The sequence below is a fragment of the Dermatobacter hominis genome (assembly GCF_020715685.1).
Classification (GTDB): Bacteria; Actinomycetota; Acidimicrobiia; order Acidimicrobiales; family Microtrichaceae; genus Dermatobacter; species Dermatobacter hominis.
In genome coordinates this window covers 1856133-1878955 of record NZ_CP085840.1, presented here as the reverse complement: position 1 = coordinate 1878955, position 22823 = coordinate 1856133, and the positions used below count along the sequence as shown (strand labels likewise).

The following is a 22823-nucleotide window of genomic DNA, read 5'->3' as shown; positions in this document are numbered from 1 at the left end:
TCAGGTCGGCTCGACCGACCGGAGTCGTTCCTGGAGCAACCGTCGGTCGGCGTCGTTCGGCCCGAGGGCAAGGGCGGCGCGGAGCGCCTCGGCCGATCCGGCACGGTCGCCGGTCCTGCGCAACATCTCAGCTCGGGCGGCGTGGTACAGGTGCCACCGCTGCGCCTCGGCCGAGTCGGCGAGGTGCTCGAGCAGCGCGAGGCCGGCGTCGGGTCCCCCGACCTCGGCCTCGGCGACGGCGCGGTTGACCCGCACCGGGACGGTGGGCGTCAGGTCCTCCAGGATCCGGTAGAGCTCGACGATCTGCGGCCAATCGGTGGAGTCGACCGTGGCGACGGAGTGGAGGCAGGAGATGGCGGCGCGCACCTGGAACGGGCCTGGGCGGCCTCGGCGCAGGGCCCGATCGAGCAGCGAGACGGCTTCGGCGGTGGCGTCGTGGTCCCACTGGGAACGGTCGGCATCGGCGAGGAGCACCGCATGGCCGTCGGGGTCGACCCGGGTCGCGGACCGGGCGCTCACCGAGAGGCAGAGCGACAGCAGGCCGACGCACTCCGGTTCGTCGGGCAGCAGCTCGACGAGGAGGCGGGCGAGCCAGGTGGCGGTCTCGATCAGGTCAGGGCGCTGCAGGTCGTCGCCGAGCGGGGCGTGATGGCCGGTGGCGAGCACGACGTCGACGACCGCCAGCACGGCAGGGAGCCGGTCGGGGAGCTCCGCGTCGGTCGGCACTCGGTAGGGGATCCGGTTGGCCGCGATCTTCGCCTTCGCACGCGAGATCCGCTGACCGACCGTGGCCTCGGGGACGAGGAAGGCCCGGGCGATCTCGACCGTGGTGAGGCCGCAGACGGTCCGCAGCGCGAGGGCGACGCGCGCATCGGGACCGAGTGCGGGATGGCAGCAGGTGAAGACGAGGCGGAGCTGGTCGTCGCGGATGGTCGACCACGGCAGCGGATCGGGCTCCGATTCGAGCGCGGCCGCGAGGTGCGCGGCCCGCTCGCGGTCGCCTCGCTGCGACTCCCGCCGGATCCGGTCCAGCGCTCTGCGGCGGGCGACCGTGGTCAGCCACGCGCCCGGCCGTTCGGGAATGCCTCGTCGAGGCCATTGCTCGAACGCATCGACCACCGCATCGGAGACGGCGTCCTCGGCGCGGTCGAGGTCGCCGGTCAGGCGGCGGAGCGTGGCCACGACGCGACCACGCTCCGCTCGCACGATCCGCTCGATCGAGACCTCCATCACATGGGCATCAACGGCCGCACCTCGACACGGCCGCCGTCGGAGGCGGCGGGGATGTGGCGAGCCAACGCCACCGCGGCGTCGAGGTCCTCCGCCTGTAGCAGGTAGAAGCCGCCGAGGAACTCCTTGGTCTCGGCGTAGGCGCCGTCGGTCTGGACGAGCTCGCCGTCGGGGCCTCCTCGCACCTCGAGCGTGGTGGCCGTCTCGGGGCCGAGCAGCGCGGCGCCGCCGACGATGGCGTCGCCGGCGCGCTCGCCGAACGCGGTGTAGCCCGCCATGTACCCGGTGAAGTCGGGCGAGTCGGGCGTGGGTCGTGGGGCTTCGTAGATCAGTGCGGCGAACTGCGGCATGGTGAACTCCTCCTGTTCCGGTGGCGCCGTGTTGCACCACCGTGCCCGAACGTCGAACGGGACGAGCCGATTTCGACAGCGGCCGACAAGATCCTGCCGACGGCCCTCGCGCTCAGGTCCGGTCGAAGAACTCGAGGACGGTCGCGGTGGCCGAGATGCTGGTGTCCGTCGGCCCTGTGAACAGCTCGAGCAGCGGGTTGGGCGACCCCGCCCAGGTGTGGCCGGCGCCGCGGAGCTCGAGGTACTCGACACGACGACCGTCGGTGCAGCCGGTCCAGCGGTGTCGCAGCACAGACGCGGTCACCTGCTCGACCAGCGGAGAGGGCCCGCAGCCGGCCCGGGCGGCGTCGTCCGACGCCACGGTCCCGATCGCGAGTCCGATGGGCGGCGCGAAGGGGATCTCGGATCCGGTCGGTGGCGCGATCGGGTCGGCGCTGCCGTGGAGGACCAGCACGCTGGTGCCGGGGGAGCCGGGGCAGCGGGCCGTGAGGTTCATCCCGCCGGACCCGGCGACGGCTGCGAAGCGGTCGGGCATGGTGCACGACAGGGCCTGGGCGATGGCGGCGCCGGCGGAGAAGCCGGCGGCGAACTCCCGGTTGCGGTCCACGCACGCACGGTCCTCGACGTGGTCGAGCAGCGCAGCGATGAAGCCGAGGTCGTCCGCGCCGGTCGCCAGGCCGCCGGGCACGGCCCAGCGCGGTCCTGGATCGCTCCCCAGCGGCGTGAGGACGATGTACCCCCGAGCGGTGCCGGCGGCGGCGAGCCCGGAGTAGGCGTCCCAGGCGTCGGGTCCGAGGAGGAACGGATGGAGGCTGACGAGGAGGGGTCGTGGGCCGTCGCCGGACGACGGGACGTCCACGAGGGACGTGCGGTCGACACCGCCCACGTCGATGGTGATCACGTTGCGGCCCGGTGCCATCCGGGAGCTGGTGCGGCACCCGGCCGACGGCGCTGTCACCGACGCCTGGTCCCGCCCACGGCCCGGGCCCGCCGGGATGGTCCCAGGACCGGGCGCGACGGGGGGAGCGCAGCTCGCCAGCACCGCCGCGGCGCACGTGGCCACGAGCAGGCCGGCGGTCATGGCACGCAGGGTTCGGCGTGGCCGCCCGCGACCGCGACGTCGCACCTCGTCCGTTCGGTCCATCCCGTTCCCTCCAGCCGCCGTCGCCACGATGGTAGGCACCTCGACGTCAGATGACCGGTTCGGCCCGGATCACGATGTTGTCGTCGTAGTGGCGTCGGTCCCGGTCGAACTCGCCGCCGCAGGTGATGAGCGTCAGGACCGGCGGGCCGCCGGTGCGGAAGAGCTCGCCCCGGGGGAGCTGCTCCTTGGACACCTGGAACCGCTCCCGCACGACGTAGCGGTGGGCCGTGCCGGCGTCGTCGGTGACCACGACCTCGGTGCCGGCCTCGAGGCGCTGCAGATCACGGAACACTCCGGGTCGCCCGTCGTAGTCGACGTGCGCGGCCACGACCGACGAGCCGTGCCCCGAGCCGGGCCTCGGTCCGGGGGACCACCAGCCCGCCTCGGCGACGCCCGGAACGGCCATGCGGCCGTCGGGCGTCGCCCCGACGGGCACGACCGGGTCGTCCACCCCGAGGGCCGGGATGGCGATGCGGGCGGGGAGCCCCGGGAGCGCGACCGGCGCCGATGCCGGCTGAAGGACCGGCGGCAGCGTGGTCGTCGCCTCGGACGCTGGTCCCCCGAGCTGGATCCCGGCCGTCGTGGACGTGGTGGTGAGGGGAGCGCCGACCAGGTCGGCGCTCCCCTCACCGGCAGCGGCCACGCGCCACGCCGCGACGACCACGACGAGCAGCACGAGGGATGCTGCCATCACGGCGCGGGCACGGGCCGGGGTCACGGTCAGGCGACCGATCGCTCAGGAGCGACGGCGGGCCCGGGCAAGGACGACACCCGAGGTGCCGACACCGACCAGGGCCACGCCGGCCAGCACCGCGAGGACCACCACGAGCGCTCCGGCCGGGCCGTCGGCGGCGAGGCCGTCGGTACCGGTGTCGACGCCCGAGGGCATCGACGCGTCGGCCGAGGTCGCCGGCTTGGTGATCACGGCGTCGATCACGTGGATGATGCCGTTGGACGCCGTGATGTCCGCGGTGGTGACCTTCGCGCCGCCGACCATGAGCGTGTCGCCGTCGAGCGAGACCGACACGGGACCGCCGAGCGTGTCGACGGTGCCGCCCGCCGCGGCGATGGCGGCCTTGGAGTCGACGGCGCCCGACACGACGTGCAGCTTCAGGATGTTGGCGAGCTGGCCCGTCGGGTCCTCGAGCAGGGTGTCGAGCGTGCCGGCCGGCAGCGCCTCGAAGGCGGCGTTGGTCGGGGCGAAGACGGTGAACGGGCCGGGGCCCGACAGCGTCTCGGCGAGACCGGCCGCCGTGACCGCCTGCACGAGGGTGGAGAACTCCGGCTTGGACTGGGCGATCTGCACGATGTTCTGGCTCGAGGTGTCCTGGGCGCCGGCGGTGGACGCCAGCCCTCCCAGGACGACGGCGAGCGCGGCCGTCACGGTGATCAGGATGCGACGCATGGTTCCTCCATGTCGGTGGTCCGGCCGGGTGCCGCCCACACATCACGTCGTTCGCTCCCGGTCGCCGATCGGATGCAGGTCGCATGCGCTCGTCGGCCGCACGGCACCCCCGACGTCTGCCAGATTGATGCGGTGCCGCCGACGGACCAGGTCCGCACTGGAGCGAACGTGATCGCGACGACCCCTCCTTCCGTGCGCCGAGTGCCCCTGAGCTACGACGAATGCCGGACGAGGTTCCGCCACGAGGTCGCCCGCGCCTCGCTCGAGGTCGAGTCCTTCCCCATCGAGGCTCGGGGCCCTGAGGGTCAGGAGCTGACGATCGACGTGACCACGTTCGGTCCTGGCGACGCGTCCCGAGCGCTGCTCGTGATGTCAGGCGTGCACGGCGTGGAGGGGTTCATCGGATCGGTCCTGCAGTGCGATCTCATCGCCCGGACCGGGCCGGGCGACCTGCCGGACGACGTGGACGTCGTGGTGGTGCACGCCGTCAACCCGTGGGGGATGGCGTGGTGGCGCCGGGAGAACGAGTCGAACGTCGACCTCAACCGCAACTGGCGGCGGGACGACGGCGAACCCCGCCAGAACGACGCGTACGACGAGATCCACCACCTCGCCTGCCCCGACACGCCGACGATGCCCGACGTGTCGGTGCTCGGGGTCGAGGCCGCGGCGCTCGTCGAGCGCCACGGCGAGGCGTGGGTGCGGGACGCGATCACCAAGGGCCAGTACCGGCACCCCGACGGGATGCACTACGGCGGGATCCGGACCGAGGAGTCCAACCGGATCCTGGAGGCACTCGTCGAGGAGCGCATCCTCGGTCGCGAGCACCTTCTCGTGCTGGACCTCCACACGGGCCACGGACCGACGGGGGAGATCACGCTCCTGTCCGACGCGGACCCGAGCACCGAACAGCACCGGTACCTGACCGAGCGCTTCCCCGGAGCGACCGTCGAGGCGACCGTGGGCAACCCGGACGCCACGACGGGGACGAAGTCCGGTCAGATCGCCAACGGCATCCGCGACCTGATGCCGGCCGGCACCGCCGTGTCCACATCGGCGGAGATCGGCACGGCGCCCGACATGGAGCAACTCGTGGCGACGTACCGGTCACGGTGGGTGCACCGGCACGGGGACCGATCCGTGCCCGAGCACGCCGAGGCCATCTGGGAGTACCGCTGCTGCTTCGCGCCCGACGACCGGGAGTGGGAGCGCCGAGCCATCGAGCGTGGTGCCGACCTGCTGTCGGCGGGGATCGAGGCCGTGGGCGGGTGGGAACCGTGAGGAGGAGTTGACGATGCGACTGCCGGAGGCCGGATCCACGAAGGACGAGATCCTCGATCGGCTCGCTGCCAAGCGCGCGTCGGACGTGCGATGGCAGGAGGGCCGGACGTTCGGGATGATCTACGACGCCGGCCCCGAGGCCGACGAGGTGCTCCAGGCCGTGGCGGCGATGTTCCTGCACGACAACGCGCTCAACACGCTGGCGTTCCCCAGCCTGGGCGAGATCCAGTCCGAGGTCGTGGGGATCACCGCAGACCTCCTGCACGGCACCGAGGCGGCGGGCTTCATCACCTCCGGGGGCACCGAGAGCATCCTCATGGCGGTGAAGGCGGCGCGTGAGCGCGGACGGGCCGAGCGCGGCGTCACCCGACCCGAGATGGTGCTCCCGGTCAGCGCCCACGCTGCGTTCCACAAGGCGGCGCACTACTTCGGCATCACGGTCCGCAAGATCCCGGTGGACGCCGACTGGCGGGCCGACGTGGAGGCGGCCGCCGCCGCGATCTCCGACGACACGGTCCTCGTCGTGGGCTCGGCGCCGCAGTACCCGCAAGGCGTCGTCGACCCGATCCCGGAGCTGGCTGCGCTGGCTGCGGCCGCGGGCGCCAACTTCCACACCGACGCATGCATGGGCGGCTTCGTGCTGCCGTTCATGGAGCGCCTGGGCCACCCCGTCCCGCCGTGGGACTTCCGTGTCGACGGCGTCACCAGCATCTCGGCCGACATCCACAAGCTGGGCTACGCCCCGAAGGGCGCCTCGGTCGTGCTGCACCGCGACAAGTCCCTGCGGCGGTTCCAGACCTTCGTCTTCGACGACTGGCTCGGGGGCTTCTACGCCTCGCCGAACATGCAGGGCACCCGCGCCGGCCTGCCGATGGCCTGCGCGTGGGCGATCCTGCACCACCTCGGGCTCGAGGGGTACCTCCGCCTGACCGAGGCCACGATCGAGGCCCGGCAGCTGCTGGTCGAGGGGGTGATGGCGCAGCCTGGCCTCCGGGTGCTCGGTGAGCCGCAGGCGCATCTGGTGGCGATCTCGGCCGATCCGGGGGCGGAGCCCACCCTGGACATCTTCGCGGTGGGCGACGTCCTGCTCGCCCGCGGCTGGTTCCACGACCGCCAGACGCCTCCCGACTCGCTGCACGCGACGGTGTCGGCGGGCAACCGCCCGGTGATCGGCGACTACCTGCGGGACCTGGCTGAGAGCGTGGCCGAGGTCGGGGGCGGGCGGGTCGAGGACCGCTCCACCAGCTACTCGACGCTCGAGTGATCCAGAGTCGACCGCGCCTTTAGCCGATGCGCATCATACGAAATAGGTTGCGTGTGTTTTGACTCGTGAGTATGGTGTGGTCGATCGCCGGATCGGCCGGCGTCGGACCGGAGGGCGGCTGCATGCCGACGCTGATGACCACGCTCGTACTGATCGCCCCGGCGTCGTTCCTGGTGGCGGCGGCGACGGGACTGGTCCCTCGCCTGCGGTCGTCCGAGGTCGTCGTCCGCGCCGGCAAGGTCGCCGCCGGGGTGGGAGTCGTCGCCGCGGTCGCCGCCGCGTCCTCGGTCGCGGTCGACGGGGCGGTCACGGGTCCGACGCTCGGCTGGGACGGGCTCGGCGCCTCGATCCGCCTCGACGCCCTCAGCGTGACGATGCTGACCATGGTGTCGATCCTCGCCGCCGTGGTGTTCGCCTACAGCTGCACCTACCTCGAGGGCGATCCTCGGCGGGGGACCTTTCTCGTCCGCCTGGCGCAGACGATCGCCGCGGTCGAGGTGCTCGTCATCGCCGGGAACCTGGCGCTGCTCGTCCTGGCCTGGATCGGGGCCAGCCTCGGCCTCCACCGGCTGCTCACGTTCGACCCGCACCGGGTCCGAGCCGTGCTCGCAGCACGCAAGCGGTTCGTGGTTGCCCGCGTGTGCGACGTCGCCCTAGTCCTGGCCTGCGTGCTCCTCCACCAGCGGTTCGGGACCGGAGACCTGGCGGCGATCTCGAGGAGCCTGGAGCTCGACCCCGGCGGCGCGGACGTGGCGACCGTCGTGGCGGCGCTCGCGGTGGTCGTGGCCGCGGCGCTCAAGTCCGCCCAGTTCCCCACGCAGGGCTGGCTGATCGAGGTCATGGAGACCCCCACCCCGGTCTCGGCGCTGCTCCACGCCGGTCTCCTCAACGCCGGCCCCTTCCTCGTGCTGCGGTCGTCGGCCGTGGTCGACGGCGCGGTGGCGGCCACGACCGTGCTGATCGTCGTGGGGGCCACGACCGCCCTTGTCGCCTCGGTGATCCTGCTCACGCAGCCGTCGGTCAAGGTGTCGCTCGCCTACTCGAGCGCAGCGCACATGGGCTTCATGCTCCTGATCTGCGGCATGGGCTTCTACTCGGCGGCGCTGCTGCACCTGGTCGCCCACTCCTTCTACAAGGCCCACGCGTTCCTCTCGTCGGGCAGCACCGTCGACGAGCGTCGGGCCTCGACCGTGCACCTCCCGGCCCGCCTCGGCCGGCCGGGGCCGCTGGTCCTGAGCGCACTGGTCGCTGCCGGCCTCTACCTCGGCATCGCCATGCTCCTCGGCGTCGAAGTCGTCGACGAGCCGATGCTGCTCCTCGTCGGTGCCGTCCTCGTCATGGGGACGAGCCTGCTGATCGCCCCTGCGCTCGACGCCCGCAGCTTCCCAGCCGTGCGGGCCGTCGCCGTGGTCGCCGCCGCCGGTGTCACTTCGTCGTTCTTCCTCCTCGAGGCCGGGGCCCACCGCCTGCTCGACGGCACCGTCGTGGAGCCCGACACCCGCACGCCCCTGCAGGTGGCCCTGGTGCTGGTCGTCCTGACCGCCTTCGCCTGGGTCATCCGGCTGCAGATGCTGCATCCGTCCGGACCGCCCTCGGCCCGGGCCCGCCGCATGCTCGTCCACCTGCGCAACGGCCTCTACGCCGACGTGGCCTTCGAGCGCGTGGTCGCCGCCATCTGGCCGCACCCATCCGCCCCCGCTGCGAACGTCCCCGCCCTCGTCCGTCCGACCCGTGCCAGTGAGGTGCCGTCATGACCGACCTGTCCACCCGTACCGCCCTCGATGCGCCTGCCCCCGACGCCGCCCCCGCTGCCAGGGCGCCGCAGGTCCTGCCGGAGCCGGGCGTCGACCCCGAGCTGGAGGCGGCGATCGGTGGGGCGGCCCGCCGCGTCGCCCCTGCCTGGCCCCTCGAGAGCTTCGTGGCGGTCAACCCCTACCTCGGGATGAGCGAGCTCACCTTCGACGCCGCCGCACGGCGTCTGGCGGCCGCCGTCGGCGCGACCAGCGCCATGGACCCGTCCTTCTACCTCGCGGCGATCGATCGGGGTGACATCGTCGACGAGGACGTGGCCGCCGCCGGCGGCGACGGCGGCCTGGAGGACCTGGTGGTGGCCCTCCGCCGGGCAGAGCGGTCGGCGCCGGTCGAAGCGTCCGTGCCCACGGTCGCCTCGGTCGCAGGCGAGGTCACCGGCCAGGACTGGACCGGGGCCGTGACCGATCGGATCGGCTCCTGGGCCTCCGCCTACTTCGACCTCGGCCAGGCGATCTGGACCGCCGCGGAGCGCGACCTGCCGGTGTACGCGTCGTGGCGCCACGACGCGTCGGTCGACCGGACGCCAGAGATCCTCGGTCTCAAGGGCTTCCGTCGGCTGGTGGCCGAGCTCCCGGACGATCCGGCGGAGGCAGCAGCGGCGGCGCTCGGCGTGCTCGGCCTGCCCGGACCCGTCTGCGAGGCGTACCTGCTCGCCCTCCTCCTCCGGGTCCGCGGCTGGTCCGCCCACATCGCCCGGCTGTGCTGGGAGAGCGACCGCGACGGCGTCGACGACGACCGGCTGCAGCAGTGGATCGCGGTCGTCCTGTGCTGGGAGGCCATGATGCTGCGCGCCCTGGACGGCACCGCCGTCCCCGAGCGATGGGCTGGTGCCGTCGCCGAGGCGTCGGCGGCCGACCTGGACCGGCCAACGGACCGAGTCGACGCCCTCCTCCGCGCCCAGGAGGCCTACGACCGCTCCGAGCAGCGCCGGTGGATCGAGCGCTTCGAGTCTGCCGGCCGTTCCGCAGCTCCGGCCGCCGGCGCCGGACGTCCGCTCGCGCAGGCCGTCTTCTGCATCGACGTCCGCTCGGAGATCCTCCGCCGGCACCTCGAGGCGGCGGACGATCGACTCGAGACGCTCGGCTTCGCCGGGTTCTTCGGCCTGCCGATCAGCCACGTCGCGATCGGCCACGACGAGGGCGAGGCCCAGTGCCCGGTCCTGCTCGCGCCGCAGCTCACGGTCGCGGAGACGGCCCCTCAAGACAGCTCGCCGACGGGCGCCGATGCTGCGAGGATCCGGCAGCGGTCCCGCCAGATCCACCGGGCGTGGAAGTCCTTCAAGATGGGAGCGGTCTCCTGCTTCTCGTTCGTCGGGCCGGTCGGCCTCGCCTACCTCCCCAAGCTGGCGTCCGACTCGCTGGGCATCAGCCGCCCCGTGCGCGACCCGGCCGTCGCAGGGCTCGGCCGGCGCCAGGCCCGCCGGATCCGGCCGTCGCTCGACGCGTCGGAGCTCGTGCCGGGCTCCGGCGTGCCGGTGGGGGACCGGGTGGACCTCGCCGAGGGCATGCTGCGCGGGATGTCGCTCGTCGACGGCTTCGCCCCGTTCGTGGTGCTGGCCGGCCACGGCTCGACCTCGGCGAACAACCCGTTCGCGGCCGGCCTGGACTGCGGCGCCTGCGGCGGGCACTCCGGACTGGTGAACGCCCGGGTGGCGGCCGACCTCCTCAACGACCCGGAGGTGCGCGCCGAGCTGGCGTCACGCGGGATCGACGTCCCCGCCGACACCCGCTTCGTCGCCGCTCGCCACGACACGACCACCGACGACGTGGAGCTGGTCGGCGTGGACGAACTCCCGGACGGCGCTGCGTCGCTCCTCGCCCCGGTGCGCGCCGCGCTCGACACGGCGGCGGCCAGCACGCGCCGGGAACGGGCACCGCGGCTCGGCGTCACGGCCGACCGGGCGGCGGACCGGCGCATACGGCACCGGGCTCGCGACTGGGCCCAGGTGCGGCCCGAGTGGGGCCTCGCCGGATGCTCGGCGTTCATCGCCGCGCCGCGGCACCGCACCGCCGGTCTGGACCTGGAGGGCCGTGCCTTCCTGCACTCCTACGACTGGCGGCTCGACGACGGCTTCTCCGTCCTCGAGCTGATCATGACCGCTCCGATGGTCGTGGCCGACTGGATCAACCTCCAGTACTTCGGCTCGACGGTGGATCCCGAAATCTTCGGGGCCGGTGACAAGACGCTGCACAACGTGGTCGGCCGCCTCGGGGTCCTCGAGGGCGCCCACGGTGACCTCCGCAGCGGCCTGCCCATCCAGTCGGTCCACGACGGCACGGGGTTCCAGCACCAGCCGGTGCGCCTCTCTGCGGTCGTCGAGGCGCCGATCGACGCGATGGACGACGTGCTCGAGCGCCACCCGGAGGTCCGGGCGCTCTGCTCGAACGGTTGGGTCTCGCTGTTCGCCATGGGCGACGACGGCCGCATCTCGCACCGGTACGACGGCGAGTCGAGCTGGGTGGGGATCCGTGACTGAGACCTGGCAGCCCTACGCCGGCCTGGCTGCGATCCTGGCGACCAAGCACGGCAAGGAGTCGACGATCGGACCGGTGCTCGCGTCGGTCGGCCTGCGGGTCGAGACCGTCGCCGTCGAGACGGACAGGTTCGGAACGTTCGCCGGTGACGTCCCGAGGCCGGGGACGCCCGACGAGGTGGTCGTCGCCAAGGCACGGGCCGGCATGGCCGCAGCTGACCGAACGCTGGGACTGGCGAGCGAGGGGGCGTTCTTCGGGCATCCCGACGCTCCGTTCCTGACGGTGCAGGCCGAGGCTGTCGCCCTCGTCGACGACGATCGGGGCTCTGTCGTGTTCGGTCGAGCCCAGAGCCCCGCGACCTGGGCATCTGCGCACGTCGTGACCGACCAGGAGCGGCTCCTGCGGTGGTGCCGGACCATCGGTTTCCCGGACCAGCACCTCGTCGTCCGCCTCGAGGCACCGGATCGACGGTCGTCCGACCACATCACCGGGGTTGACTCGCTGCGAACCCTCCAGTGCGCCGTCGAGGCGTTCGAGACACGAGGCCGCGTCCTCGTCGAGCCGGATCTCCGCGCCGACCGGTGCCCGCTGCGCCGACCGATCATCGCTGCGGCCGCAGCAGCACTGGCGGAGAAGCTCTGCCGCCGCTGCCCTCGGTGCGGGGTCCCGGGTTTCGGCGAGGTGGCCGTGTCGTCGGGGCGTCCGTGCGGATGGTGCCACGGCCCGACCCTCGAGGTCGGGGTCAGGACCGACGGGTGCCCGGCCTCGTGCGGGCACGTCGTCGAACGGGTCGTCCCGGGACTTGCGGACCCCGGTTCCTGCCCGAGGTGCAACCCATGACCCGGCCGATCCACGCTGATCACCTACGCTCTGCAACACACGAACCGCTGAGCGGTCACGGGCGGTGGGAAGCAGGTGCAGGTGGTCGACGAGAAGCCGGGTTGGACGTTCCTGACCAACCACGCACACGTCCTCGCGTGCATCGCGGAGGAGCCGGACATACGGGGACGCGACATCGCGGTGCGCGTCGGCATCACGGAGCGGGCTGCTCAGGCGATCGTCTCCGACCTCGTGGCGGACGGCTACGTCACGAGGACCAGGGTGGGCCGCCGCAACCACTACGCGATCCACGCCGATGCGCCACTTCGCCACCCGCTCGACCGCGGGATCACGATCGGCGACCTCCTCGTCAGCCTCGGCAAGTTGAAGCCGACCTCGCGTCGAGCCGGTCATGCCCGCGTCCGCAAGGACAGGTCCTCGACGGGGTGACACCCCAGAGCGCAGGCGCGCTCACCCGGCGGGAGGCGTCGACGTGACGATCCTCGAGGGCCGGACCCTCCTCATCACCGGAGTCGTCACCACGGACTCCATCGCGTTCTCGGTCGCCCGGCGAGCGATCGGGTTCGGTGCGGATGTGGTGCTGACGGCGCTGGACCGTGATCGTGTGAGATGCGAGCAGGCAGCGTCGGAGCTCGGTGTGCTCGACGTGTTCGACCTCGACGTGACCCGGCCGGCCGACTTCGAGCGCCTCGAGCAGCGGCTCCGAGCTGAACGGGGGCACTTGGACGGAGCCCTGCACGCCGTGGCGTTCGCCCCTCGCGACGCGCTCGCCGGATCGTTCCTCGCAGCGACCGAGGGTTCCGTGGCGCAGGCATTCGCGACCTCGGCGTACTCCTTCGCATCGCTGGCACGGGTGCTCGCGTCGCTCGCCCCGGACCGGGGTGCCTCCCTCGTCGGACTCGACTTCGACGCAGCAGCGGCGTGGCCGGTCTACAACTGGATGGGCGTGTGCAAGTCGGCGCTCGAATCGATCAACCGGTACGTCGCCCGTGACCTTGGCGCCAAGGGCATCCGGAGCAACCTCGTCGCCGCCGGACCGCTCCACACGCGTGCCGCGAACGGCATCCCGAACTTCAACCGGTTGCTGTCGGCGTGGGAGGAGCGCGCGCCGCTCGCGTGGGACCCCACCGACAACGCGCCGGTGGCCGACGCGGTGTGCTTCCTGATGTCGGACCTGGGTCGGGCCGTGACCGGGGAGATCCTCCACGTGGACGGGGGTTACCACGCCATCGCCGCACCGCTGCGGTGAACGTCGCGCCATCGAGCCGCTCCCGGTCCGAGCGGTGCTCCCGACTCTCTGTCGGACCCCTCAGCTCCCTGCGGAGGCGAGCAGCCTCGTCGGTGCCGGATCCGCGTGCACCACCTGACCGGTCATCGAGCGGGAGGTGGGAGAGAGGAGCATCAGGACCACGTCGGCCGCCGGTCCAGGGTCCTGGCACGTCCACGTCAACGGCTCGACCGGCGCAATGGTGCCGGGCCGGCGCTCGGTCCGGACCGATCCCGGCATGGCGTCGATGATCGGCGCCACCAGGTTGGAGCGCAGACCCGACCGGGCCAGCTGCTGGCTGAGCGACGTGTTCACCTGGACGAGGGCGGCGCTGCAGACGGACAGCCAGTTGGGCTGTTCCCAGTAGGCGCGGCTGAGGTCGAGGCCGACCATCGAGACGCCCGTCGGCGAGGCCAGCCCGCTGACGGTCCGGGCCACGGCGGCGTAGGAGTAGACGTTGACCTCGAACGCTCGACACACGTCGACGCCGCTCGCGCCCGCGAAGGGCCCCTCGACCGCCGTCGGCGGAGCGCACCACACACCGTGGAAGACGCCGTCGATCGCTCCCCACGTGTTGCGCACCGCCTGGAAGAGCCGACTGAGGCCGAGGTGTGAGGTGACATCGACACCGATCACGGAATCGACCACGTCGAGGTGTCCGAAGCGCTGTCGCACGTCGTGGACCTGCTGCTCGCCGCTGGCGAGCATGAGCCGGTGCCCTGCCGCAGCTGCCGCCTCGACGACAGAGTCCGTCAACGGGTTGGTCGATTCGAGGCCCGTGATCAGGTGACGGAGCGGCGTGTGCGCATCGGCGCCGAACGAGACGACTTCCATGGCGACAACATACGCTCATTGTTTCGTATGTTCAAGAGCATGAAACGGAATACGGTCGAACGCTCGTCATTCGCGGAGGTCCGCCACGAGGACGGCGACGTCGTCGCCGGCATCGGCGGCATGGCGTTCGAGCAGCGCGTCGCAGAGGTCCTCCGCGCCGAGGTTGGAGATGTCGGCGACCGTCGCCCGGAGCCGTTCCAGAGAGTCATCGATCGGCTCGTGTCGCCGCTCGACGAGCCCGTCGGTGAACAGCACGATCTGATCGATGTCGCTCGCGTCCCGTCTCGTCGCCTCGTAGACCGCGCCGTCGTCCGTTCCGAGAGGGCGACCGATCGCGGCCCCGGCGAAGCTGGTCGTGCCCGCGGTGACGAGGAGCGGTGGGAGGTGTCCAGCGCTCACCTGCTCGATGGTCGCTCCGTCGGCTGCGACCGTCACGACGGCGCACGTGACGAAGTCGTGCCCGAGCGAGTGGAGGTAGTCGCTGGTGTCGCTCAGCGCCGCTGCCGGAGATCGGCCGGCTCGGAGGGACGAAGCGATGCAGTGCCTGGCGGCGCCCATGACCGCAGCTGCTTCAGGTCCCGTTCCCGCGACGTCGCCGATGACGAGGTGGAGGCCACCCTCGACGATCGTCGCGTCGTACCAGTCGCCACCGACCTCGAACGCGTCGGAGCTGGGGTGGTACCGGGCTGCGAGCACGGCACCGCTCGACGTCGGCAGGGAGTCGGGGAGCAGCGCTCGCTGGAGGACCAACGACGTCTCGAGGTTCCGCTCCGCCTGGACGCGGCGTTCGTGGACGTCGGTGGCCGTGCCGAACCACTTGAGGACGGTACCGTGCTCGTCGCGGAGGGGCAGGGCTCGGCTGAGGTGCCAACGGTAGGTCCCGTCCGCCATCAGCATCCGGTGCTCGAACTCGTACGGCTGCACGGCCTCCGACGCCTCGGCCCAGGCGCGCTCGGTTCCGGCGAGATCGTCCGGGTGGACCAAGGGCTGCCACCGGATGCCGTCTGCAGAGTCGGTCCGGCCGTAGTCGGTCAGTCGGGAGTTGTAGTAGTCAACCGTGCCCGCCGCGTCCGACGTCCACACCAGCTGGGGCAGCGAGTCTGCGAGGAGGGCCAGCGTCTCTGCCCGCAGCAGCGGCGCCCACGACGCCATCCCAGTCCTGTCGTAGCGACGCGCTCGCACGCCGAGAGCCTGACCCAGGCGCGTGTCCGGCGGCCACCGGTCCGACGTCGTCGCCTTCGCATCCCCCGACAGGGTGAAGGGGCGGCTGCCGAGCGCGCCCGTATGGGTGGTGCCCGTAGGCTGGTCTGGTGAACGCCGTGGCTGTCGCACCGGGTGCGCTCGACCACACCGCCGTCTTCCACCGGGGCCCGGCCGAGCTCGCAGCGACGATGTGCGAACCGTTGGGGGAAGCGCTCGATCGGGGCGAGGCCGTGCTCGTCTCGCTGACTCCGGATGCCTGGGACCCCCTGCGGTCAGCGTTGGGTCGGGCGGCCGAGACGGTCCGGTGGCTGCACGCCGACGATCGCTACGCCACCCCGGCAGGGGCGATGCAGGCGTTGAACCGGTTCGTCGTCGAGTCGCTCGGCGCCGGTGCGCCCTCGATGTGGTCCCTCGGTGCGCTCACCTTCGACGGCTCCGAGCGCGATCGCGCCTGGATGAGGTACGAGCACGCCGTGAACGACGTGATGGCCGACGTGCCCCTGCACGCGGTCTGCGCCTACGACCTCGTCCTGACCCCAGCGGACGCGCTCGCTCACGCGCGGTCGTCCCACTCCGGGTGCCACGGCGAGGCCCTCGGCGTCATCCCCACTGCCCCCAGCGACCTGATGGGGGGCGCGTCGGGCCTCGATGTCCCGGTCGAGGCGTCGGTCGTCGACGCGGTGGTCGAGACCGCAGCGTCGGCCCGATCGCAGGTCGGCGTCCTCTCCGGCTCGGTGCCGGCGCCGCTGCTGGACGATCTTCGGCTCGCCGTCAGCGAGCTGGTGTCCAACGCCGTCCGCTACGGCAGCGCACCGGTGCGCATGACGGTCTGGGCCCTGCCGGGATCCATCCTCCTCCGGGTGCACGACACCGGGTCCGGGATCCGAGATCCCTTCGCAGATCTCCGGCCGGCTGCGCCCGACGCACGGGGAGGTCGGGGCCTCGGCATCGTCGCCCAGCTCGGTCAGCTCCACTTCGGTCATGACGACACGGGAACGTCCGTCACGGTGGTGTTCGACCTGGGGTCCGGCTGATGGGCTCGAACGTGCGAGGACGGGCGGCCGCCGATGGCACCCAGCGCTCGGTGGGCGTCCACGTGGACGGGTGCGGGGTGGGGGCCAACGATCACGCCTCGTGGGCCTACTCGACCGACGCGGAACGAGCCCGACTTGCGACGGCCTGGGTCGAGGAGGGGCTCGCGGCGGGCCGGCGCGCCATGTACGTCGGGAACGGCTCGCTGTCGTCGTTGATCGGCGAGCTGGCGGACGTCGCCGACCTCGGCGCCCGGATCGAGGGCGGTGACCTGGTCGTCGCCTCGGCCGACGACGTGTACGACCTCCGCGCCCCGATCGATGCCGACCAGCAGCTCCGGGTCTACGCCGCTGCGGTGGACGCTGCGTTCGAAGCCGGATACCTCGGACTGCAGGTCGCGGCCGACATCACCGTGCTCGTCGACGATCCCGAGCGCCGTCTCGCCCATCTGCACTGGGAGCAGGTCGCCGACCGCTTCATCAGCGCGAACCCCCTGTCGCCGCTGTGCCTCTACGACACTCGCCAGATCCAGGGGCTGGACGCCATCGCGGCGGTCCACCCGCTCCAAGGACCCGGGCCACCGGCGTTCTGGGTGTTCGGCACGGGACCCCGGTCGGCGAGCCTCCGGGGCGAGGTGGACGCGCTCAGCGTGGACTCGCTGCGGGACATCTTCCGCACGATGCCCTCAACCGACGTGCTCGACCTCTCGGAGCTGACCTTCGTCGACGGCCGTGTCGCCGACACGATCCACGGCGAGCTCCTGCGGCGTCGATCGCACGGCGATCGGATCGACCTCCGTGGCGCCACGACCTTCGTGCGCCGGGTGTGGGATCTGTGCGGCTTCGATCCGGAGCTGCTCGGGCCCTGACCGGCCCTGATCAGCCGCAACAGGCCGACGAACAGGTCGCGATCGGCTTGTGCCCGTGGTTGCGCCCTGCTCGACAACGCGCGACGGGCCTCACTTGATGAGGCACTGCGTCGAGCTCCACCCGTTGACCGGCAGCTGCTCGTAGTAGCCGTAGCCGTCGTCCCAGTTGTAGACGCCCCACACGGTGAAGTTGCCCTTGCCGACCCAGACGTCGGTGCGGAAGGTCGGCGCGTAGTTGGCGGAGTTGTACCAGGTGCCGCCGAGCTGGGGGTTGTAGGAGATCCCGTAGCGGTTCGCCACCGCGAGGAAGAAGGGCGACTGGCCGACGATGCGACCCTGCCCGTCGAGCACCACGAGCTGGAACGACACGTTCTGCAGGGAGCCCGTGCGTGAGTAGAGGGTCGGCATGTTCGACGACACCCACCCCGGCGCGTAGCACTGCGCCGGCGAGTTCACCGCCACCGCCCCCGCCGACGACGGCCACAGCACCAACGCGGCGCTGGCCATCGCGAACATGAGCACCACGGCCTTCATCCGGCCGGACCGACGTGGTGCGGTCTTCGGCGCGGTGCTGTCCCCTGCCTGCTGCGTGTCCATGTCCCGCCTCCGGCCCACAGGGTACCGCTTCGGCTGAGCCGGGTTCAGGAAGCGATCCAGCGGCGCGGGAGGCGCACATCGGGGGAGCGGCCCCGATGAGACGGGACGGCACCCAGCGTCGAAACGTCATGGACCACACGATCTGCCTGGCCACCACGGACCGGCGCCGCGCGCTCGCCTTCTACCGGGAGGGGCTCGGGTTGGAGCCCTTCGGTCCGCTCGCGGACGACGGTGTCCCCGAGCCGCTCCAGTTCCGCCTCGCCCCGAACGTGGCCCTGATGCTCATCCCGACCGGTGGCTTCGGGTGGGTCGCCGGCGAAGGCCGCGTCGCGCCGCCGGGGACCAACGAGTGCGTCCTCTCGCTCTACGCCACCGACCAGTTCGGCGTGCAGGCCCGGTACGAGGCCGCCATCGCCTCCGGCGCGACGACCGTCTACGAGCCGTCGCAGAGACGTGGGGCGCATACGCAGCCCAGGTCACCGACCCGGACGGGCACCTCTGGATGATCCTGGTTCGGCCCGACGACTGGACCGCCTGACCGCGCCTGGTGTCGCGGGCGCAGCGGTTCGGCACGTGGGACGCGCTCGGATCACCGGACGGCGAGCATCAGCACTCCATGAGACCGGGGCGGCTCGGGACCGCCCAGGCGTCGGCGTTCGAGATCTCGACGTGGAACCCGAGGTCGGCGAGGGCGGCCACGGAGATCGCCGACATGGGATGTGCGGGAGCGACCTCCACGTAGCAGGTCATGAGCTCGTCCTGCAGGCTGGTCTCGTCCCAGTGGCTCGCGTCGTGGCTCAACGGAACGGTGTCGCCGATGCCGCCGAGGTGCTGCCACTCGGCGACCGCTCGCGGTCCGGTGAACCGGTACGCGCCAGTCTCATCGCTGTAGCGCGTCAGCATGCCCCAGGGGCCGACGGTCCCGAGCCCCAGGGCGTGCCCGACTTCGTGGGTCACGACATCCTCGAGCGCTCCGGTCTCGTACAAGTGGTCGAGGCCGATCGTGCTGATGCGGACGACGCTCAGCCGCGGGAGGCCGTCGTCACCGACCACGCACCACGTGGCATCTCCCATCAGACCGGGGAGCGGGGTGACGATCACGTCGAGGACGAGGTCGTCGACGACACCCGAGAGGGACGGGACCTCCGCGAGGCAGTCGCCCTGCTGGAACTGGACGTCGGTGTCGGGGATTCCGCGTGAGATCACCGCAGTCCAACGGTCGACCGCCTCGGCGACGGCAGCGGTGACCCTCGCATCCTGGGGGCCGACGGACCGGGTGACGACGTCGAACGACTCGGCCGGGCCCGGTGCGACGTCGTACGTCGTCGTGGCGGTGACGGCAGGGTGGGTGCCGTCGCTGACCTCCAGCCGAGCGGTGTGCGGCCCTGCGCCCGTGGTCGCCGTGCGCCCCGACGTGCTGCGACATGGGGTCGTGGCGTCGTCCCAGACGCCGTCACCGTCGCCATCGAAGCGGCAGGTCAAGGCGTCGCCGTTCGGATCCTGCACGCTCCAGGTGAACGGCACGAGGGCCGGTGCGCTGAGACCGCTGGCCGTCACCGTGAACCGATCGATGGCCGGCGGGGCCGGTGCGGGAGGGGGAGGGGAGCAGGCAGTCGTCAAAAGCAGGAGTGCACCGATCAGCGCAGCGACGGCCACCGATCGGACCGCAGGGATGCGAAGTCGCATGACGGTCCCTCCTCTTGGGGGCGCCCTTCGCCTCCGTCTCCAACCTGCGCCTCCTGGTCGTCGCGGACCAGGGACCTTCGGCACATGCCGTGCTCAGGCGGTGACCCTGGACGAGGTGCGTCTCAGACGCCGCTGCGCAGCAACAGGTGACAACCGCGTTCGGTCAGCTCGGAGACGATCTCGGCCAGGCGCTCGAGACCTCGGCCCGTCCGATCGGTCATCTCCGTGATGTCGAGCACGAGCTCGCCACCACCGGCCGCGAGCGCCATCAGCTGACGCCTCGCAGGAGCGGTCGAGCGCTGGTCCAGTTCGCCGCCGTGCCCTTCCGGCCGCCCCGCCGTCCGAGAGCCGACTGATCCCACCGCAGTGCCGGAGGCTTGCCGAGGGCGCGAGGTCCCGACCGCCCGCCGCTGCATGCCGGTCGGGGGATCGAGTCGAACCGTGACCGCCGACCCGATGGGTCAATCGGTGGCGCGCCCCCGGTCCAGTTCGCGCTGGATGTCGGCCTCGCGGATCGGCCGTTCGAAGAAGGCGCTCCACGCGTGCATGACCAGGCCGATGCCCCACCCCCCGATGATCCAGACGGGCCAGAAGTAGCCACCGCCGCTCAGCCACCATGCCGTCACGAGCAGCGAGTTGACCGCCACGTACGCGATGACGTGGGGCACGAACCCGCGCCGGTTCTTGATGCGCTCGATCGCCGCTCGGCGCTCGGCTCCGTCGTCGTCCACGGTGACCTCCTTCGAACGGTCCGTTCCGTCGCCGTCCGGTCCATCGTCGACATCGCCACGCTGGTGGAGAAGGGCCGAAGGTCACAGAACGCGCGCGCCAGCCGACCGGCTCGCGGGCTCGCGAGGTCCACGCCCAGACCCTCCAGCCCGAGGCGGTACCGGCGCGGTCGAGCCGATCGGGGTCAGCCCGCGCTGACCGAGACCGTGATGGTGAGGGTGCCCGAGGGGTCGACGAAGCCGGGGCCCTGCGCCACCCTGAGCACCCCACACGACGGACCGACGGGTTCCGTGGTCCACGGCGCGAAGAGCAGCGCGTTGCTCTGGCTCGTGCCGTCGAACTCGATCGTGACGAAGCCGCCCCCGAACCCGCTGATCTGCTCGATCTGCAGGGCGGTCCGGGTGGTCACGCACACCGTCGCCGTGCCGCTCACGGGCCCGTAGAACAGACCGGAGGGACCCAGGATCGGTGCCTGGTGGAAGGTGTACTGGCCCGGGACGCCACCGACGGGCGGTGACGCAGGCGAGCACGCGACCAAGGTGACGACGAGCGCGATCACTGCGACCACGACGCCGGTGCGGGGTCTCCACGTCCTGAACACGGCCGACCTCCCTCTCCAAGAGCTCGTCCAACCGGAGCGTTCGTCGCCCCGACGCCGGTCGTATGACTCCTGCGTCGTGTCGTCAGCCGGCGTCGGCGCCCGCATGGCCGAACGGACACAACCGCCGGGAGGCCGGTCGGGATCAGCGCCGCCCACATCGAGTTCGGGAGCCCCTCCGCCGCGTCGTTGCAGTCGAGTCGTCGAGTTCGACCAGAGCGGGGCACCCGACAGGCAGCGACGTTTCACCCTGTGCAGGTGAGCGGCGTTCAGTTACCTTCCCGCTGCTGGCGCTGGGCTGGCGGAGGGAAGCAGGGGCCGCGGTGCGAGCGTCGTCGACGCGCGCCTGCGGCGATCGGTCGAACTCCTTGGACGAAGGACCGACCTCGATGACCCTCTTCTCGACCCGCTCGCGCGGGCTGACCAAGGCGCTGGCCACGGCGTCCCTGACCGCTGCGGCGCTCATGGTCGTCGCCTGCGTGCCGCAACCCGGCACGGGCACGACGACCACGACCGAGTCGACGACCACGACCGAGGCGACGACGACCACGACCGAGGCGACGACCACGACCACGACCCCTGTTCCGGTCGACGAGGTGTCGACGATCGATGTCGGCGGGAGCGTGGCGACCTTCGCGACCCCGACCGGCATCGCCGTCGGCCCGGACGGCGCGCTGTACGTCGCCCAGTTCGACGGCACGACCGTCGTCGCGGTGACGCCCGATCCCGACGGTGCGATCGAACCGGTCGCCAGCGGTCTGAACAAGCCGAGCGGCGTCGCCGTGGATGCGGCCGGCACCGTCTACATCGCCGATCAGCACAACCACCGGATCGTGCAGGTCGACGCCGACGGGAACCAGAGCGTGCTGGCCGGCTCGGGTTCGGCGGGGTACGGCGACGGGACCGGGACGGCGGCATCGTTCAACTTCCCCACCGGCATCGCCGTCGCCGACGACGGCACGATCTACGTCACCGATCGCTACAACAACTGCATCCGCGCCATCACCGCCGCTGGTGAGGTCACGACGGTCACGTGCAGCGGGCTCTCCTTCCCGAGCGGTCTCGCCGCGACCGACACCACGCTGTTCGTCGCCGACGAGCTCGGCAACCGGGTCCTCACGGTGGACCGGGCGACCGGCACCGTCGCCGTCCTGGCCGGGAGCGGCACGGCGGGCGACGACGACGGCACGGGCGGGGCGGCCTCGTTCAACAACCCGTCCGGTGTCGCGGTCGGTCCCGACGGCACGCTCTACGTCACCGACTGGGGCAACCACCGCATCCGGTCGATCGACCCCGCCACGGGCGCGGTCTCGACGCTGGCCGGCAGCACCATCGGCCAGGCCGACGGGCCCCGCTCGACGGCCACGTTCGACGTGCCGTACGGGATCGCAGCCACCGACGACGCCCTGTACGTGGTGGAGTTCGGCGGCAACCACATCCGGCGGATCGCCCTGCCCTGACGGCGTCGAGCGGCCCGGCGGCCAGCGGGACCGGCACGCGCACGATCAGCCCCTCGGCCCGACGGACGAGGGGCTGATCCGCGCCCCGGGACCTCCGTGGCGGCGCGGCCGACGTCCACCCCGCGTGGGTAGGTTCGAACCGTGGAGCAACGAGTCAGCATCATCACGCTCGGGGTGGCCGATCTCGCGAGATCGCGGACCTTCTACGAACAGCTCGGGTGGCGCGGCCAGGAGGTCGAGGAGACGGTGTTCTTCCAGGCCGGCGGGCAGGCGGTCGTGCTGTGGGCGCGCGACAAGGTGGCCGCCGACGCCGGCATCGACGACGACGGCGGCACGTTCGGCGGCATCGTCCTGGCCCACAACGTCCGGTCGCGGTCGGAGGTCGACGACGTGATCGGTGCCGCAGCGGGAGCCGGCGGTCGCGTGGTGAAGTCGCCGGAGGAGACCTTCTACGGCGGTTACGCAGGGTTCTTCAGGGATCCCGACGGCCACACGTGGGAGGTCGCCCACAACCCCGGCTTCCCGCTCGCACCTGACGGGGCGCTCACCGTGCCCGACCTCGGCGGCGCCGGCTAGGCCGGCGCCGGGCCTGTCGACGGCCCTCCGGCTGAGGATCGGGCCGGGTGGCGCCGGACCGGCGGGTCGCTCACGTAGGCTGGTGGGCGAACCCCTCGAGACCTCGCCGGTATCCGTCTCGTGGGCCCGCCCCCGATCTGCGTCTCGACCGCCGGGCACCGGCACCGGTCCGG

At 72.0% G+C, this 22823-nt stretch carries 24 protein-coding genes; 12 read left to right on the top strand and 12 right to left on the bottom strand.

The window, feature by feature from the left end; all coding sequences use genetic code 11:
- From LH044_RS08820 to LH044_RS08800, 5 genes are all read right to left on the bottom strand, one after another.
- Window positions 1-1230 (bottom strand): RNA polymerase sigma factor, encoded by a 1230-nt coding sequence (locus LH044_RS08820; RefSeq protein WP_227759658.1) that lies wholly within the window; start codon window positions 1228-1230, stop codon window positions 1-3.
- Window positions 1230-1580, bottom strand: coding sequence for a YciI family protein (locus LH044_RS08815; protein WP_227759657.1), 351 nt, complete (start codon window positions 1578-1580; stop codon window positions 1230-1232). The genes LH044_RS08820 and LH044_RS08815 overlap by 1 nt, the downstream gene beginning before the upstream one ends.
- A 112-nt stretch (window positions 1581-1692) precedes the next feature.
- Window positions 1693-2661, bottom strand: a complete 969-nt coding sequence (locus LH044_RS08810) for a CE1 family esterase (protein ID WP_227759656.1) — start codon at window positions 2659-2661, stop codon at window positions 1693-1695.
- A 109-nt stretch (window positions 2662-2770) separates the two neighbouring features.
- Window positions 2771-3415, bottom strand: coding sequence for a class F sortase (locus LH044_RS08805; RefSeq protein WP_227760089.1), 645 nt, complete (start codon window positions 3413-3415; stop codon window positions 2771-2773).
- Between the two features lie 45 nt (window positions 3416-3460).
- Window positions 3461-4129: a fasciclin domain-containing protein gene (locus LH044_RS08800; RefSeq protein WP_227759655.1), complete on the bottom strand. Its 669-nt coding sequence runs from the start codon at window positions 4127-4129 to the stop codon at window positions 3461-3463.
- A 192-nt stretch (window positions 4130-4321) separates the two neighbouring features.
- Between LH044_RS08800 and LH044_RS08795 the strand changes: the two genes are divergently transcribed.
- The 7 genes from LH044_RS08795 (at window position 4322) to fabI (ending at window position 13049) form a co-directional block, all read left to right on the top strand.
- Window positions 4322-5410: a DUF2817 domain-containing protein gene (locus LH044_RS08795; RefSeq protein ID WP_227759654.1), complete on the top strand. Its 1089-nt coding sequence runs from the start codon at window positions 4322-4324 to the stop codon at window positions 5408-5410.
- A gap of 13 nt (window positions 5411-5423) precedes the next feature.
- On the top strand, window positions 5424-6674 hold the full coding sequence (locus LH044_RS08790; RefSeq protein WP_227759653.1) for a pyridoxal phosphate-dependent decarboxylase family protein: 1251 nt from the start codon (window positions 5424-5426) through the stop codon (window positions 6672-6674).
- A 122-nt stretch (window positions 6675-6796) separates the two neighbouring features.
- On the top strand, window positions 6797-8428 hold the full coding sequence (locus tag LH044_RS08785; RefSeq protein WP_227759652.1) for a proton-conducting transporter transmembrane domain-containing protein: 1632 nt from the start codon (window positions 6797-6799) through the stop codon (window positions 8426-8428).
- Window positions 8425-10962: a YbcC family protein gene (locus LH044_RS08780; protein ID WP_227759651.1), complete on the top strand. Its 2538-nt coding sequence runs from the start codon at window positions 8425-8427 to the stop codon at window positions 10960-10962. The genes LH044_RS08785 and LH044_RS08780 overlap by 4 nt, the downstream gene beginning before the upstream one ends.
- Entirely contained in the window at window positions 10955-11800 is an 846-nt protein-coding gene (locus LH044_RS08775) for a DUF6671 family protein (protein WP_227759650.1), read from the top strand. The genes LH044_RS08780 and LH044_RS08775 overlap by 8 nt, the downstream gene beginning before the upstream one ends.
- Window positions 11801-11881: 81 nt before the next feature.
- A complete protein-coding gene (locus tag LH044_RS08770) occupies window positions 11882-12229 on the top strand; it encodes a helix-turn-helix transcriptional regulator (RefSeq protein ID WP_227759649.1) in 348 nt (115 codons plus the stop codon).
- Between the two features lie 43 nt (window positions 12230-12272).
- On the top strand, window positions 12273-13049 hold the full coding sequence (gene fabI, locus LH044_RS08765; RefSeq protein WP_227759648.1) for an enoyl-ACP reductase FabI: 777 nt from the start codon (window positions 12273-12275) through the stop codon (window positions 13047-13049).
- Window positions 13050-13109: 60 nt separating this feature from the next.
- Here fabI and LH044_RS08760 read toward each other — a convergent pair whose 3' ends face one another.
- Window positions 13110-13901: an SDR family oxidoreductase gene (locus tag LH044_RS08760; RefSeq protein WP_227759647.1), complete on the bottom strand. Its 792-nt coding sequence runs from the start codon at window positions 13899-13901 to the stop codon at window positions 13110-13112.
- Window positions 13902-13967: 66 nt separating this feature from the next.
- A complete protein-coding gene (locus LH044_RS08755; protein ID WP_227759646.1) occupies window positions 13968-15083 on the bottom strand; it encodes a PP2C family protein-serine/threonine phosphatase in 1116 nt (371 codons plus the stop codon).
- A gap of 128 nt (window positions 15084-15211) precedes the next feature.
- On the opposite strand from LH044_RS08755, the gene LH044_RS08750 reads away from it, so the two are divergent.
- Together LH044_RS08750 and LH044_RS08745 are read left to right on the top strand one after the other, a co-directional pair.
- Window positions 15212-16138, top strand: a complete 927-nt coding sequence (locus LH044_RS08750; RefSeq protein ID WP_227759645.1) for an MEDS domain-containing protein — start codon at window positions 15212-15214, stop codon at window positions 16136-16138.
- Entirely contained in the window at window positions 16138-17004 is an 867-nt protein-coding gene (locus LH044_RS08745) for an MEDS domain-containing protein (RefSeq protein ID WP_227759644.1), read from the top strand. The genes LH044_RS08750 and LH044_RS08745 overlap by 1 nt, the downstream gene beginning before the upstream one ends.
- Before the next feature lie 90 nt (window positions 17005-17094).
- On the opposite strand, the gene LH044_RS08740 is transcribed toward LH044_RS08745, so the two are convergent.
- Window positions 17095-17601 (bottom strand): hypothetical protein, encoded by a 507-nt coding sequence (locus LH044_RS08740; RefSeq protein WP_227759643.1) that lies wholly within the window; start codon window positions 17599-17601, stop codon window positions 17095-17097.
- Window positions 17602-17729: 128 nt separating this feature from the next.
- On the opposite strand from LH044_RS08740, the gene LH044_RS08735 reads away from it, so the two are divergent.
- Entirely contained in the window at window positions 17730-18107 is a 378-nt protein-coding gene (locus LH044_RS08735) for a VOC family protein (protein ID WP_227759642.1), read from the top strand.
- A 100-nt stretch (window positions 18108-18207) separates the two neighbouring features.
- Here LH044_RS08735 and LH044_RS08730 read toward each other — a convergent pair whose 3' ends face one another.
- The 4 genes from LH044_RS08730 to LH044_RS08715 all read right to left on the bottom strand — a co-directional run bounded on the left by LH044_RS08730 (window position 18208) and on the right by LH044_RS08715 (window position 20617).
- The gene (locus tag LH044_RS08730; RefSeq protein ID WP_227759641.1) at window positions 18208-19287 is read right to left on the bottom strand and encodes a M8 family metallopeptidase; all 1080 of its coding nucleotides are present in this window, start codon (window positions 19285-19287) and stop codon (window positions 18208-18210) included.
- Between the two features lie 122 nt (window positions 19288-19409).
- Window positions 19410-19556, bottom strand: coding sequence for a hypothetical protein (locus LH044_RS08725; RefSeq protein ID WP_227759640.1), 147 nt, complete (start codon window positions 19554-19556; stop codon window positions 19410-19412).
- Between the two features lie 192 nt (window positions 19557-19748).
- Window positions 19749-20018, bottom strand: coding sequence for a 2TM domain-containing protein (locus LH044_RS08720; RefSeq protein WP_227759639.1), 270 nt, complete (start codon window positions 20016-20018; stop codon window positions 19749-19751).
- Window positions 20019-20200: 182 nt separating this feature from the next.
- Window positions 20201-20617, bottom strand: a complete 417-nt coding sequence (locus LH044_RS08715; RefSeq protein WP_227759638.1) for a hypothetical protein — start codon at window positions 20615-20617, stop codon at window positions 20201-20203.
- Window positions 20618-21003: 386 nt separating this feature from the next.
- Between LH044_RS08715 and LH044_RS08710 the strand changes: the two genes are divergently transcribed.
- The gene (locus LH044_RS08710; RefSeq protein ID WP_227759637.1) at window positions 21004-22074 is read left to right on the top strand and encodes an NHL repeat-containing protein; all 1071 of its coding nucleotides are present in this window, start codon (window positions 21004-21006) and stop codon (window positions 22072-22074) included.
- A gap of 141 nt (window positions 22075-22215) precedes the next feature.
- Window positions 22216-22650 (top strand): VOC family protein, encoded by a 435-nt coding sequence (locus LH044_RS08705; protein ID WP_227759636.1) that lies wholly within the window; start codon window positions 22216-22218, stop codon window positions 22648-22650.
- Window positions 22651-22823: the final 173 nt, after the last annotated feature.